General features: G+C 76.4%; 11 protein-coding genes. 8 read left to right on the top strand and 3 right to left on the bottom strand.

Annotated features, from left to right (window positions below):
• Positions 1-23 precede the first annotated feature (23 nt).
• The 3 genes from GKE82_RS12680 (at position 24) to GKE82_RS12670 (ending at position 3,259) form a co-directional block, all read left to right on the top strand.
• Entirely contained in the window at positions 24-1,319 is a 1,296-nt protein-coding gene (locus tag GKE82_RS12680) for a hypothetical protein (RefSeq protein WP_154733541.1), read from the top strand.
• Positions 1,316-2,557 carry a hypothetical protein gene (locus tag GKE82_RS12675; protein WP_154733540.1) on the top strand — a complete coding sequence of 414 codons (1,242 nt, stop codon included), beginning with the start codon at positions 1,316-1,318 and terminating at the stop codon, positions 2,555-2,557. The genes GKE82_RS12680 and GKE82_RS12675 overlap by 4 nt, the downstream gene beginning before the upstream one ends.
• A gap of 207 nt (positions 2,558-2,764) precedes the next feature.
• Complete coding sequence (locus GKE82_RS12670) at positions 2,765-3,259, top strand: hypothetical protein (protein ID WP_154733539.1); 495 nt, start codon at positions 2,765-2,767, stop codon at positions 3,257-3,259.
• Positions 3,260-3,769: 510 nt separating this feature from the next.
• Here the strand turns inward: GKE82_RS12670 and GKE82_RS30785 are convergent.
• Positions 3,770-4,915, bottom strand: a complete 1,146-nt coding sequence (locus GKE82_RS30785; protein WP_154733538.1) for a sensor histidine kinase — start codon at positions 4,913-4,915, stop codon at positions 3,770-3,772.
• Positions 4,916-5,013: 98 nt separating this feature from the next.
• Between GKE82_RS30785 and GKE82_RS12660 the strand changes: the two genes are divergently transcribed.
• Genes GKE82_RS12660 through GKE82_RS30780 form a run of 5 tightly spaced genes read left to right on the top strand, consistent with a single transcriptional unit; the run spans position 5,014 to position 11,771 of the window.
• A complete protein-coding gene (locus tag GKE82_RS12660) occupies positions 5,014-6,432 on the top strand; it encodes a cytochrome ubiquinol oxidase subunit I (RefSeq protein WP_196189199.1) in 1,419 nt (472 codons plus the stop codon).
• A 13-nt stretch (positions 6,433-6,445) separates the two neighbouring features.
• On the top strand, positions 6,446-7,447 hold the full coding sequence (locus GKE82_RS12655; protein ID WP_154733536.1) for a cytochrome d ubiquinol oxidase subunit II: 1,002 nt from the start codon (positions 6,446-6,448) through the stop codon (positions 7,445-7,447).
• On the top strand, positions 7,444-10,884 hold the full coding sequence (gene cydD / locus GKE82_RS12650) for a thiol reductant ABC exporter subunit CydD (protein ID WP_154733535.1): 3,441 nt from the start codon (positions 7,444-7,446) through the stop codon (positions 10,882-10,884). The genes GKE82_RS12655 and cydD overlap by 4 nt, the downstream gene beginning before the upstream one ends.
• A 40-nt stretch (positions 10,885-10,924) precedes the next feature.
• Positions 10,925-11,188 (top strand): hypothetical protein, encoded by a 264-nt coding sequence (locus GKE82_RS12645; protein ID WP_154733534.1) that lies wholly within the window; start codon positions 10,925-10,927, stop codon positions 11,186-11,188.
• Between the two features lies 1 nt (position 11,189).
• Positions 11,190-11,771 (top strand): response regulator, encoded by a 582-nt coding sequence (locus GKE82_RS30780; protein WP_309233574.1) that lies wholly within the window; start codon positions 11,190-11,192, stop codon positions 11,769-11,771.
• 30 nt (positions 11,772-11,801) lie between these two features.
• Here GKE82_RS30780 and GKE82_RS12635 read toward each other — a convergent pair whose 3' ends face one another.
• On the bottom strand, positions 11,802-12,437 hold the full coding sequence (locus tag GKE82_RS12635) for a ferritin-like domain-containing protein (RefSeq protein WP_154733533.1): 636 nt from the start codon (positions 12,435-12,437) through the stop codon (positions 11,802-11,804).
• A gap of 13 nt (positions 12,438-12,450) precedes the next feature.
• Positions 12,451-13,209 carry a ferritin-like domain-containing protein gene (locus GKE82_RS12630; protein ID WP_196189198.1) on the bottom strand — a complete coding sequence of 253 codons (759 nt, stop codon included), beginning with the start codon at positions 13,207-13,209 and terminating at the stop codon, positions 12,451-12,453.
• Between the last annotated feature and the right edge of the window lie 248 nt (positions 13,210-13,457).

The following is a 13,457-nucleotide window of genomic DNA, read 5'->3' as shown; positions in this document are numbered from 1 at the left end:
CATCCGAAAGGAGGGAGCTCCCTGTGAGCATCCCTCGCTCGTCCGCTGCGGCTGTCCTGCTGCTCGCGGCCGGCCTCGCCGCACCCGCCTCCGCGGGCGCGGCGGCGCCCGCCCCGTGCGGTGGCAGCGCCCAGATCACCGACGCCACCGGCGACGGCCACCACATCAACACCGACGTCACCGCGGCCTGGTTCGGCCAGGCGGCGGGGCAGCTCCAGGCCGTCATCCAGGTCAAGAGCGCCGCGTGGGAGCCCGCGCACGAGGACTCGTCCTCGGCGACCTTCGCGATGCTCTTCCGCGTCGGCGGGACCGTCCGCTACGTGCGGGGCGTCGCCCCGCGCAACGCGCCGCCCGTCTACGACCACGGGACGTGGTCCGGCGGGCGGTTCGTGTCGGCCGGCCCGACGACCGGGTCGGTGACCCAGGGTCCGGGCGGCACGATGACGATCGACGTGCCCGCCGCGACCGGGGCCGTCAGCGGTGCCGTGATCGCCGAGCCGTTCGTGCTCACGGCCGACGGGGAGGACGCCCCCGGCGTCACCCACTACGTCGACCGGGCGCCGGGCGGCGTCACGCCGACCGAGCCCGCCTACGGCGCCGATCTCGTCGTCGCGTCCTGCTTCGGCGGGACCGGCGGCGGCGCCGGCACCGGTGGCGGGACGGGCACCGGCGGCGGCACCGGGAGCGGCGCGGGGACCGGCACCGGTGCCGGAACCGGGACCGGCTCGGGTGCCGGGACCGGCACCGGGGCGGACGGGACGGGCGGCACCGCCGGCCCCGCCGGCGGCCTCGGGACCGGGACCGCCGGAGTCACCGCCGTGCAGCTCACCGCCCCCGCCCGGGTCACGGGCGACGGGCGCGTGCGGATCAGCGGCCGGGTGGTCCCCGCCCGCGCCGGGATGATCGTGACCATCCGGTCGACGGTCTCCCGGGTGAAGGTCCCCAACCTCGTGACGACGGCGGACGGCTCGTTCAGCGGCCTGGTCCGGATCCCCGAGTCCACCGGCCTGCGGGCCGTGGTCGACGGGTTCGGCTCGCAGACGCGCAGCGTGCTCGTCCGTCCGCTCGTGCGCATCACCACGAAGCGCCTGCGCTCCGGCGCGGTGCTCGTCACCGGTGTCGTCAAGCCCGGCCTCCCCGGCCGGATCCAGCTGCTGCGGACGACGGCGATCACGCCGTCGGGCCGGGCGACCGTCTCGACCAGCGGCCGCTTCCGCATCCGTCTCGCCAACCCCAAGCGTGGCCGCTACCAGGCCATCTTCACCCCCGCCGGCGACCGCGCCGAGCGGGCCACATCGAACACGGGAGTCATCCGATGAAGTCCAAGAAGCACCTCGCGTCCGCCGCGGTGGCGGCCGCCGCCCTCGCCGTCCCGGCCACCGCCGGCGCGCACGGCAGCGTGTACACCGACACGGCCAAGGTCGCCCCGACGCCGCTGCCCGCGAACGCGACGCAGAACGACCTGCAGACGCAGACCCGCTACGCCGTGACCAACCACGGCTACACGTACGTCCTGCGCGAGACGAACAACCGGCCGGGCGTCGCCGGCATGCTCGACTACAAGAAGCTGCCGTCCGCCTACCGCACGAGCTTCGCGTCGGACAAGGCCCGCTGGCTGTCCGAGGGCGGCACCGCCGCGCAGCCGCACGCCACCTGCAGCACGCCGGAGCTCAACGCGCTCTCCGCCGTCCTCTCGTGGCAGGGCAACGACCCGTTCTACGGCTACATCCCGTGGCAGGCGACCAGCGCCGGCCTCGAGGACGACCCGGCGCTGTGGCTGCCGCGCATCAACACGATCACCGGCAAGACGCTGACCGCGACGATGACCACCGATCAGCTGAAGGCCGCCTGCGAGGGCATCGGCGGCACGTTCTTCCCCGCCGACACGATCCAGACGACCACCGCCAGCCTGAACGCCGGCTACGCCGCGGACATCGTCGCGCCGCTGAACACGCAGATCGGGCAGCTCAACGCGGACAAGCTGACGCTCCAGGGCGCGCTCGACACCGCCAACGGCGCGAAGACCGCGGCGGACGCCGCGAAGGCCAAGGCCGAGGCGGACCTCGCCGACGCGATCGCCGCGAAGTCGGCGGCGGAGAGCCGCATCGCCACCGCCGAGGCGGCGGTCAAGGCGGCCGACGCGGCGCGCGTCACCGCCGAGAAGGGCGCGGCGGCCAGCGACGCCGCGGCCACGAGCGCGAAGGCGGACGCCACGGCGCTGCGCCTGAAGCTCACGCGCCTGCAGGTCGCCGTCGCGTCGCTGCCGACCGCGAGCGAGATGGCGAGCGACGGCATGACCGCCACGGTCAACGGCCCCGCCGGTGAGCCCGTCACGGTCCGCGTGCTCGTCACCGAGACGCGCGCCCGCGCGCTGAAGCTCAAGAGCCGCGTCATCGCCAGCGGCACGGGCACGATCGGCTCGGACGCCACCGGCCGCGTGACGGTGAAGGCCACGACCGCCGGCGCCAAGGCGCTGCGCGCGGCCAAGGGCAAGCTCGGCGTCACCGTGCAGGCCCTGAGCGGCGACCGCGTCGCCCAGCAGGAGGCGACGCTCTAGCCCCACCCGCAGACCTCCGCGCCGGCCGCCTCGTGGTGTGGCGGTCGGCGACGGATCCCGCCGGGGGGCGTCGCGCGCTCGGCAGGGCGCGCGACGCCCCGACTCCCACCGGCCGTCCGGACGGCGCCCTCGGGGTGCGACCGCGTGTCGCGGCCCGGGGACGCCCGACGTCGCGCCGCGCCCGTCCCGCGTCGAAGGACCGACCCCATGCCCCGCTTTCCCGAGCTGCGCCTGCTCACCCTGACCGGCTCCGCGCTCGTCGCGATCGCCGTCCCCGTGGCCGTCGACCGCTCCGCGCCCGACGCGGACGACCGCTTCGTCGACGGGGCGTCCGCGATCTGCGAGCGCACGCACGACCGGCTCGCCGCGCTGCCGCCGCTGCGCGACCCGTCCGACATCCGCGCCGCGGCCCCGACCGCGATCGCCGCGACCCACGAGGCTGCGCGCCGCCTGACCATCATCGCCACCCCGGACGCGCGGCTACCCGCCCGTCGCGCCTACGTCGCGTTCCTGGAGCGCCAGGAGCGCCTCCTCGGCCGCATGCTCCGCGCCGCACACCGCGAGGACACGCGGGCGATCCTGTCCGTCCACGTCCTCCTGAACGACAACAGCGCCCGCGGCCAGGATGCCGGCCGGCGCCTGGACGCCGGCGCGTGCGCCGGATCCACCCCGCCGCGCAGCCCGCGCGGCGCGCCCGCCTGAGCGCGGGCGCGCCCGAGTGGCGCGCTGCCCGGGCGCGCTGCCCGGGCAGGCGCGGCGCCTCCCGCGCCGCGCCCGCAAGCGCGTTCTGGGTGATCTGCGGCCCATATCTGGGTGCCGGATCACCCAGAACGGAGTGGGCGTGCGCGGCCGAGCGCGGAAGATGCCCGCTCTGCCCGCGCCCGCTCTTCGCCAGCGCCACGACCAGCGCCCGCGCGTCCGCGGGCGCGGCGCGTCCCGCGGGCGGGGTCGGTCGATCGCGCGCGATCGGCGACCGCGGTGGTTCTGGGTGATCTGGAGTCCAGATATGGCCTCGCGATCACCCAGTACGCGCTCGAGCGCGGCGGACACGGCGGTTCTGGGTGATCTGCGGCCCATATCTGGGCGCCGGATCACCCAGAACGCGCGGGGGTGTGCGCGACGGATCGGGCCCTCGACGGTGTCGGTGCGTCGTGCTCGGCGGGGCCGTCGGGCGACCCGTCGCGGCGCACGACGCGCGCGGCGCGCGGTGGCTCAGGCGCCGGGGGCGGCCGCCGGGAACGTCACGCGCACCGCGCCGCCCCGCGTCTCGATCCGCCCGTTCAGCCCGGCCCCGACGATCTGGCGTACGAGGACGAGGCCGAGCCCGTCGGCGGGGCCCGCGTCGGCCCCGGCGACGTCGGGGCCGTCCCCGGCGTCCTGCACGAGCAGCGCGATCTCGTCGCCGTGCGGCACGAGCTCCAGGGCGTAGGGCGGGCTGCCGTGCTCCAGCGCGTTGGTCAGCAGCTCGTTGACCACGACCCCCAGGGACTGGGCGCGGTCGGCGCTGAGCGTGAGCTGCTCGGCGACGTGGACGCGGACCGGGACGTCGGGGGCGATCGCCTCGACGAGCGCCGTGACGAGCTCCGGGGCGGCGACCGGGGCGCCCGCCCGGCTCTCGAGCGCCCGGTGGACCGCGGCGATCGAGCGGATCCGCCCCGCGGCCCGGTCGAGCACCGCGGCGGCGGTCGGGTCGGCCGGACGGCCGAGCAGCAGCAGGTCGGACACGACCTGCAGCGAGTTCTTGACGCGATGGTGCGCCTCGGCGAGCAGCGCGCCCTCGAGCGCCGCCCGCCGCGCCGCCTCCGCGCGGCCGAGCGCCTGCCGCTCGAGCGCCCGGGTCAGGCTGAGCCCCAGCAGCGTCGCGCCGACGAGCAGCACGAGGTGCAGCAGCACCTCGCCGGTCTCCAGCCGGTCGTCGGGCGCGAGCACCGCGGCGAGGAACGCCGCCCCCGCGGCGACGAGCCAGCCGGCGAGCTGCCCCGGCCGCTCCTGGTGGGTGATCGCCAGGAACGGCACGACGAGCAGCAGCAGCAGGTCCAGGCGCGACTGGCCGCCCGCGAAGATCGCGAGCGCGCAGACCGCGACGAGCACCCCGGCGCCCCACGCGTCGAGCAGCAGCCGGCCGCGTCGCGTGCGCAGCAGCTGCGGCCAGTCGAGCGTCGCAAGGAACGTGTGGGCGAGCGCCCCGACCCCGGTCAGGACCGCGACCGCGGTGGGCGAGCGGACCTCCGGACCGAACACGAGCACGACCGCGATCCCGACCACCGACGTCCACCCGAGCAGCAGTCCGGCGCGGAGCGCGGCACGGAGCGCCTCGCGGTCCGCGACGGCCGGATCGGGGCTGGGGACGGAGGCCACGCGCGCTACAGTAGGAGACGTCGCCCATGTCGGCGGCACCGGGCCGTGATCGCCCTCCTGACCTCGCCCCTCCCGGGGCACGGACACCGGAGATCACCATGCCCGACGTCACCTCGCTGGACCTCGCCCGCTGGCAGTTCGGCCTCACGACCCTCATGCACTTCGCCGTCGTCGGCGTGTCGATCGGCCTCGTCTGCGCGGTGCTCGGCATGCAGCTGCAGTGGCTGCGCACCGGTGATGAGCGGTGGCTGCGCCTGACGAAGTTCTACGGGCGCGCGATGCTCATCGCGTTCGCGGTCGGCGTCGTCACCGGCATCGTCCAGACGTTCCAGTTCGGCATGAACTGGGCGGGCTTCTCGCGCTACGTCGGTGACGTGTTCGGCGCGCCGCTGGCGCTCGAGGGTCTCGCCGCGTTCTTCGTCGAGTCGCTGTTCCTCGGCTTCTGGATCTTCGGCTGGGGACGCCTGAACCCGAAGGTCCACGCCGCCTGCCTGGGGGTGGTGGCCGCCGCGGCGATGCTGTCCGCGTACGCGATCCTCGTCGCGAACTCGTGGATGCAGGCACCGACCGGGTACCGGATCGTGGACGGGCGCGCCGAGCTCACCGACCTGTGGTCGGTGCTCGTGAACGTCGACACGATCCTCACCACGTCGCACGTCCTGCTGTCCGCGCTGGTGACCGGCGCGGTCGTGGTCCTGGGCATCGCGGTCTGGCACATCGCCCGCGGCCGGGACGCGGACGTGTTCGCGCTGGTCACCCGGCCGGCGGCGATCCTCGGCCTGCTGCTCGCGCTCGGCTCCGCCGGCGCCGGGCACTTCCAGGCGGTCGTCGCGATGGAGCGCCAGCCGCTGAAGATGGCGGCCGCCGAGGCGCTCTACTCCACGGAGAAGGGCGCCGGCCTGTCGATCTTCGCGATCGGCGGCCTGTCCACCGATCCCGGCCCGCCGGTGATCGACATCCGCATCCCGTACCTGCTCTCGTTCCTGGAGAAGTTCGACCCGCTCGCCGAGGTCAAGGGCATCGACCAGGCGCAGGCGGAGGCGGAGGCCCGCTACGGGCCCGGGGACTACACGCCGGTCGTGGGGCTCATGTACTGGAGCTTCCGCGCGATGGTCGGCAGCGGCATGCTGCTGATCGGGCTGTTCGCCTGGGCGACGCTGCTGTCGCGCCGCCGCAAGCTGACGACGACCCCGCTGTTCCTGCGGCTGGCGCCGCTGGCGATCGCGATCCCCGTGGTGGCGCAGGCGGGCGGCTGGATCCTGCGCGAGGGCGGCCGACAGCCCTGGGCGGTGCAGGGCCTGCTGCGCACCGAGGACGCGCTCTCGACCGTGTCGGCGACGACGGTCGGGATCTCGCTCGTCGCCTTCCTGACGATCTACGGCGTCGTGTTCGCGTGCGCCGCGACCGTGCTGCGGCGCGAGCTCGGGCACGGCCTGCCGCCAGCCGCCGCCGACGACCACGACGGACCGGACACCCCGAGGACCGCGCCGACCCAGGCGCTGGCCCTGAGCTACTGAGAGGAGCACGACGATGACCTCCCTGGAGACCATCTGGCTCGTCCTCGTGACGGGCATCTGGACCCTGTACCTCGTGCTCGGCGGCGCGGAGCTCGGCGTGACGATGCTGCTGCGCCTGGGCAGCGGCGCCGCCCGCACGGTGAACCGCCAGGCGGCGCTGCGGGCGATCGGCCCGACCTGGCAGGCCAACGACGTCTGGCTGATCTGCGCGATAGGCGCGATGTTCGGCGCCTTCCCGGCCTGGTACGCGGGCTTCACCGAGGGCCTGTACCTGCCGCTCGTGGTGCTGATCCTCGCCCTGATCGTGCGGCACGCGGGGATCGAGTTCGCCGACCACCACTCGCCGATCGGCCGGGAGCGGTGGACGCGCGCGGTGATCGCCTGCTCCGCCGTCCTGCCGGTCGGGTGGGGCGTGGCGTGGGCGGCGGCGGCCGACGGGTCGCTCGCGCGGGGCGGCGTGGACGTGCTGTCGTGGAGCACGGTCCTCGCCGGGCTCGCGCTGCTGGCCCTCTGCCACGCGATGGGCGCCGCGCTGCTGGCGCACCGCACCAGCGGGGCGCTGGCGGTTGCCGCGACCCGTCGCCTGCGCTGGGCCGCACCGCTCGCCGCGGTCCTCGGCGTCGCCGCGACGGTCGGCGTCGCGCAGGGGGCGGCGGACGGCGTGACCGCCGGGCCGCTCGCGGTCGCCCTGCTCGTCGTCGCGGGGGCCGCCCTGGCGACCCTGACGGTCGCGGGCAGGCAGGGCCGGGCCCGTGTCGCGCACCACGCGGCGGGCGTCGCGGTCGGCGGGCTGCTCGGCGCGCTCGTCGCCGCGCTGGGCTCGCGCGTGATCGCCGGTGCGGGCGGCGTCGACCTCGCCACCAGCGCGTCGGGCGGTTACACGCTGGCGTGGATGACGGCGATCACGGTCGCGCTGCTGCCCGTCCTGCTCTGGGTCTTGCACCTCGCCGGGCGACGGCGCAGCACCGGGCCGCGTCGCGGGCTGGGCGAGGGCCTCTTCGAGGGGCTGCGATGACCGGGCGCGAGATCGGCCGCCTGCTGCTCGGCCGCACCCCGGCGGCGCGCCGGCTGCTCGTCGGGGCGGTGCTGGCGGGCTGCCTGGGCGCCGCGGCGACGATCGGCCTCGCCTGGGGGATCGCCGACGCGGTCGACGCGGCGGCGTTCTCCGACCGGGCGCTCGGCCTGTCCGCCGCGCTCGTGCTCGCCGGGCTCGTGCTGCTGCGGGCCGCGTCGGTCGCCGCCGGTGAGCTGCTGGGCCGGGCGGCCGCGGCCCGTGTGCAGGCGGACCTGCGCGCCGGCCTGGCCGAGCGCGCCCTGGCGGGCAGCGGTCGCGGACTGACGTCGGCGCGGCGCGGCGAGCTCGTCGGCGGTGCGGTGCAGGGGGTCGACGCGCTCGCCGAGCTGTTCGCCCGCGCGCTGCCGCAGGCCGTGCTGGCGAGCATCGTGCCGCTGGCGATGGCCGTGGCGATCGCGGTCCGCGTCCCGGTCGTCGGCGTCCTGCTGCTGCTGACGCTGCCCGCCGCGGTGCTGCTGCTGATCCTCGTCGGGCGGCGCTCGGCCGACCACGCGCGCGAGCGGCAGGACGCGCTCGCGACGCTGTCGGCCCACTTCTTCGAGGTCGTGCGCGGCCTGCCGACGTTGCGCGCGCACGGCCGCGCCGACGCGCAGGCCGCGGTGCTCGAGCAGGTCGGGGAGCGCCTGCGGGTCGAGTCGCTCGGCGCGCTGCGCGTCGCGATGCTGTCCGCGCTGGTGCTCGAGCTGCTGGCGATGCTCGGCACCGCCGTGGCGGCCGCCACGACCGGCGTGCTGCTGGCGTCCGGCTCGCTGGATCTCGCGATCGGGCTGTTCGTGCTGCTGCTGGCCCCCGAGGTGTACGCGCCGCTGCGCGCGGCCGGGGCGCGCTTCCACACCGCCGAGGACGGGGTCGAGGCGGCCAAGCGGCTGCTCGCGGTGCTGGACGACGACGGCCCGCTGCCCCCCGCCGGCACCCGGCCCGTCCCGGCGGGACCGTCCGCGCTCACGCTCGAGCGCGCGACCGTCCGCGGCGGCGCCCGCGAGGGGGAGGGGCTCGCGGCGCTCGACGTCCGCGTCCCGGCGGGCGGCTCGCTGGCGATCGTCGGGCCGTCCGGGGCGGGCAAGTCGACGGCGCTGGCGCTGCTCGCCGGGGTGGTGGCGCCGGCCGCGGGGACCGTGCGTGCCGCGGGGATCGACCTGCGGGAGCTCGACCGCGACGCGTGGTGGTCGCACGTCGCCTGGCTCGACCAGCTGCCCGGCCTGCCCGCGGGCACCGTCCGCGACCTGCTGCGCACGCGCGCCCCCGAAGCGCCCGAGGCGGAGCTCTGGACCGCGCTGGAGCGTGCGGCGGCGGACGGCCTCGTGCGGGCGCTGCCCGGCGGGCTCGACACGCCCGTCGGGCGTGGCGGCCGACCGCTGAGCCTCGGCGAGCAGCAGCGGCTCGCGCTCGCCGCGGTGCTCGTGTCGCGCGCGCCGGTGCTGCTGCTGGACGAGCCGACCGCGCACCTGGACCGGGCCACGGCCCGCCGTGTCGTCGGCGGCATCGTCGCCGCCGCGGAGGGCCGCACGCTCGTGGTCGCCACCCACGACCCGCTCCTCGCCGACGCCTGCGCGCAGCGGCTCGCCGTCGCGCCGCCCGCGGCGCCGGACCGACCCGCGACGCCGGCCGTGCCCTCGGGGCACGCGGCGTCGCCGCCGGCCACCCCGGGCGGCGGCAATCCCGTCCCCGAGACCACGGCCGCATCGCCCGGGCCCGCCGTCCCGCGCCCCGCGTCGCGCCGCCGGGCGCTCGCGCTCGTGCTGCTCGGCAGTGCCGCGGGCCTCGGGCTGCTGGCGACGTCCGGCTGGCTGATCGTCCGGGCGGCGGAGCGCCCGCCGGTGCTCGCGCTGCTGACCGCGATCGTCGTGGTCCGGGCCCTCGGCACGACCCGGGCGCTGGCCCGCTACTTCGAGCGGCTCGCCTCCCACGACCTCGCGCTGCACCGCGCCTCCCGCGAGCGCGCGACATTGTTCGAGCGCCTGGCCCACCGCGTCGGCCTGCCCGGGAGGCCCGGGGCCAGCGACGCGCTGACGCGCTTCACCGCCGACGTCGACCGCCTGCCGGACCGCGACCTGCGCGTCCTCGTGCCGCGCGTGGCGACGGCCGTCGCGGTCGTCCTCGGCGTCGCGGGCGCGACGGTGCTGCTGCCGACCGCCGGCGCGGTCCTGCTGGCCGCGTGCGCGCTGGCGCTGGTGGCGGTCCCGGGCCTCGTGCGCCGTCTCGTCCGCGCCGCGCTGGACGGCGCCGGCCGGTCGCGCGACGGCTACGCGACCACGCTCGACGAGGCGCTCGAGCACGGCCCGCAGCTCGCCGTCGCAGGCGCCGGGCCGCGCGTCCGCGCCGAGCTCGCGGACGCCGCGGGCCGGGTGGCGCGGGCCGAGCGGCAGGTCGCCGCCGCGATCGCCACGGGCGCGGGGCTCGCCTCGGCGGTGGCCGGGCTCGGCACGCTGGCCGTCCTGGCGGTCGCGTCGTCGGCGGGCCTGGACCCCGTCTGGCTCGGCGCTCTGGTCCTGCTCGGGCTCGCGACGATGGAGGAGACGCGGGCGCTGCCCGAGGCCGAGGAGCGGCTCGCCGCCGTCCGCGCGGCGGAGCGCCGGCTGGCCGCGGCGACCGACGGGCCGCAGGCGACCCCCGCTCCCGCCCGTCCGCGGCCGCTGCCGGCGCGGCCCGCCGCGCTGCGCCTGCGGTCGGTCACCCACCGGCCGGGCGGCCCGGGCACGCCCGCCGTCCTGCGCGGCGTCGACCTGACGGTCCGGCCGGGCGAGCACGTCGCGATCGTCGGCCCGAGCGGCACCGGCAAGTCGACGCTCGCCGCGCTCCTCACCCGCCAGCTCGACCCGGACGCCGGGACGGTCCGCCTCGGCGGCGTCGACCTGCGCGACGCCGACCCCGCGGCGCTGCGCGACCGGGTGCGGCTCGGCGGGCAGGACGCGCACCTGCTGGCCGGGACGATCGCCGCGAACGTCCGGATCGGCCGCCCGCAGGCCACCGACGACGAGGTCCGCGCCGCGCTCGCCGACGCGGGCCTGGCCGCGTGGCTCGCCACGCTGCCCGACGGCCTCGACACGCTCGTCGGGGAGGACGGCTCGGCGGTCTCCGGCGGTCAGCGGCGCCGCATCGCGCTGGCCCGCACGCTGCTCAGCGGCGCGGACGTCCTCGTGCTCGACGAGCCGACCGCGATGCTCGACCACGCCACCGCGGCGACCGTGCTCGCCGACGCGCGGCGGGCGGCGCGCGGACGCACGCTGGTGGTCGTCACCCACGATCCGACCGGTCTCGACGGCTTCGACCGGGTGCTGGAGCTGCGCGGCGGCGTCCTCGCCGACGCCCGGGCCCCGCGCGACGGGACGGCTAGAATCGAGCTGGTGCCCACGGCCGGTACCGCCCCGAGGCCATGACCGCCTCCCGTCGCCGCTGCCCCCTGCCCGAGGACCGGTCATGACCCTCTGCCTGCTCCGCTTCCCCGACGCCTTCCCCGCCCGCGCCCGCCGCGGCGAGATCCGCTGGCAGCTGTTCCTCTGCCGTGAGGTCCGGGACGTCCTGCCGACCTCCCGGCCCGACACGCTGCACGTCGTCTTCGACGGACCGGTGCGGCTGGACCGCTGGACCGCGGCGCTCGCGCAGGAGGGGCTGCCGGTGCCCACGCTCGTCCCGGGCTCGGTCGTCCGGGCCCGCACCGCGACCCCCGACCGGGGCGGCTGACGTGCGGATCCTCGTCGCCGAGGACGATCCCGTCATCGCGCTCGGCCTGGGCGCGCGGCTCGCCGCGCTCGGGCACGAGGTGATCGGCCCGGCGGCCGACGGCGTGCAGGCGGTCGAGCTCGCGCAGGAGCAGGAGCCCGACCTCTACCTCTTCGACGTCCACATGCCGCACCTGGACGGGCTGGGCGCCGCGCAGCGGCTGACCGAGATGGGGCTGCGCCGGCCCGTCGTGATCATCACCGGGGTCCCGGCCCCGGACCTGCTGGAGCGGTGCGTCGCCCACGGCGTCAACGCGTACCTCGTCAAGCCGGTCGACGACCGTCAGCTCGAGGCGAGCATCCTGCTGGCGGCGAGCCGGCACGCCGAGCTCGTCGCGCTGGAGGACGAGGTGAGCACCGCCCGGCACGCGCTGGAGGACCGCAAGGTCGTGGAGCACGCGAAGGCGATCCTGATGGAGGCGCTCGGCCTGCCCGAGCCCGACGCGTTCCGCCGGCTGCAGCAGACCGCGCGCAAGCGCAACGCCAAGCTCGTCGACGTCGCCCGCGACGTCGTCGCGCGGGAGGACCTGCTGCGCCCCACCTGAGCGGGGCGCAGCGGTCCGGGGTGCTGCGATCTAGCTCTTGATGAACGGCTTGGCCGCGGCGAGGACCTCGTCCATCGTCGAGGCCTTGTCGAACGCCTGCGGCGCCGGCGGCTTGCTGCGGGCGAGGCGCACGAGCGCCGCGTGCCGCGCCTCGACCTGCACGATCGTGCCGGCCGCGACGAGGATGTCGGTGCTCTCGATGAGCGGGCCGGCGCCGTTGTAGGCGCTGACGCCGAGGTCCTCGAAGACGTTGGCGGTCTTCAGGAACGTGGCCTCGTCCTTGAACGAGTCGCCGAAGTCGACGGTCGGCACGTCGACGGGCGTGCCGCCGGCGTCGCTGATCATCGCCTTGAGGGCGTCCACGTGGGCGTCCTCGTTGTCGCGCAGCTCGGTCGCGAGCTTCTTGTTGTCGCTGGAGAGGCCGGAGACCTCCTTCAGCGCCTGGGCGTAGAACGCGGCCTCGAGGTACTCGAGGGTGAGCGCGTAGTTGGCGATGTCGAGGTCGCCACCGCCGGACTGCGCGATGGCCGCCCGCGTGATCGGCGAGACCGCCGCGAGGCCGAAGACGGCACCGGCGGAGAGGGAGGCACGCGTCAGGAAGGCGGCACGGGTGTGACCGTGGACCTTGATCTGCGCGAGCTCGGGGACCTGGATGTTCTGGCTCATGTTCACGGTCTCCTTACGCGGCGAGGAAGGGCTTGACGGCCTCGAGCACGGCGGCCTTGTCCATCGGCTTGGCGAACGCGCCGTTGGGGATCGATCCCTGCCCGCCGTCGGCGGTGAAGCCACGGCCGATCAGCTGGTTGAGGGCCGCCGCGTGGCGGGCCTCGACGCTGTGGATCGACAGCGCGGCGGCGAGGATGTCCTTGTTCTTGATCGCCCCGGCCTGGCCGAGGTACGCGGCGGCGCCGAGGTTCTCGACGTCGGCCGCAGCCTGCAGGACCTTCTCGAGGCCGCCACCGAGGACGTCGTCGAAGTTCGTCTTCGGCGCCTCGACGGCGGTGCCGCCCAGGCCCTCGACGGCGGTCTTCAGCGCGTCGACGTGCGCCTGCTCGCTCTCGCCGAACTTCTTGGCGATCTCGAGCACGGCCTTGTCCTTGATGATGTCCGCCGCGATGACCTGGTTGTAGAAGTCGGTCTCCAGGTACTCGAGCGTTAGCGCGTAGTTGACGATCTCGATGTCGCCCGCAGCGTCACCGGTGTCGGCGCCCGCGGTCGTGGTCTCGGCGGGGGTGCTCGCGGTCGAGCCGGAGTCCTCGTCGTCGTCACCGCACGCGGCGAGCAGGGTGCCGAGCGCGAGCGCGGCACCGCCGCCACCCATCATCCGCAGGAAGGTGGCCCGCGACGAGGGGTCGCGCTGGAGCTCGTCCAGGGCGCTCCCGCGCACGATGCGGGTGCTCGTGTCCTGCTGGTCCATCACCGGCTGGTCCGGGTCCATCGGTACCTCCTCAGGTGTCCTGCTGGGTTGGAACGACATGGGGGTGGCGCGGGGCGTCCCGCCCTGGATGGGGGGAGGGACGCCCCGGCCGATCGGGGCGGCGGGCGCCGCCGAAGCGGATGTCGGGTGCAGCGCGGGAGACGCCACGACCGGGTTCGGCGGACCGTCGCCACCGACACGCCCTGGCTCGCGTGCAGGCCCACACCACATAGGCCGGCACGCGCGGAGGGCGTGCAGCTGGGTCGCGG

The organism is Conexibacter sp. W3-3-2 (assembly GCF_009707605.1).
GTDB lineage: Bacteria > Actinomycetota > Thermoleophilia > Solirubrobacterales > Solirubrobacteraceae > Paraconexibacter > Paraconexibacter algicola.
The sequence above is the reverse complement of the archived record's forward strand: the minus strand, read 5'-3'. Positions and strand labels throughout refer to the sequence as shown.

Excerpts from the sequence above, each read along its gene's own strand:
- GKE82_RS12675 (WP_154733540.1), top strand. The coding sequence starts at position 1,316 with ATGAAGTCCAAGAAGCACCTCGCGTCCGCCGCGGTGGCGGCCGCCGCC.
- GKE82_RS12670 (WP_154733539.1), top strand. The coding sequence starts at position 2,765 with ATGCCCCGCTTTCCCGAGCTGCGCCTGCTCACCCTGACCGGCTCCGCG.
- GKE82_RS12660 (WP_196189199.1), top strand. The coding sequence starts at position 5,014 with ATGCCCGACGTCACCTCGCTGGACCTCGCCCGCTGGCAGTTCGGCCTC.
- GKE82_RS12655 (WP_154733536.1), top strand. The coding sequence starts at position 6,446 with ATGACCTCCCTGGAGACCATCTGGCTCGTCCTCGTGACGGGCATCTGG.
- cydD (WP_154733535.1), top strand. The coding sequence starts at position 7,444 with ATGACCGGGCGCGAGATCGGCCGCCTGCTGCTCGGCCGCACCCCGGCG.
- GKE82_RS12645 (WP_154733534.1), top strand. The coding sequence starts at position 10,925 with ATGACCCTCTGCCTGCTCCGCTTCCCCGACGCCTTCCCCGCCCGCGCC.
- GKE82_RS12635 (WP_154733533.1), bottom strand. The coding sequence starts at position 12,437 with ATGAGCCAGAACATCCAGGTCCCCGAGCTCGCGCAGATCAAGGTCCAC.
- GKE82_RS12630 (WP_196189198.1), bottom strand. The coding sequence starts at position 13,209 with ATGGACCCGGACCAGCCGGTGATGGACCAGCAGGACACGAGCACCCGC.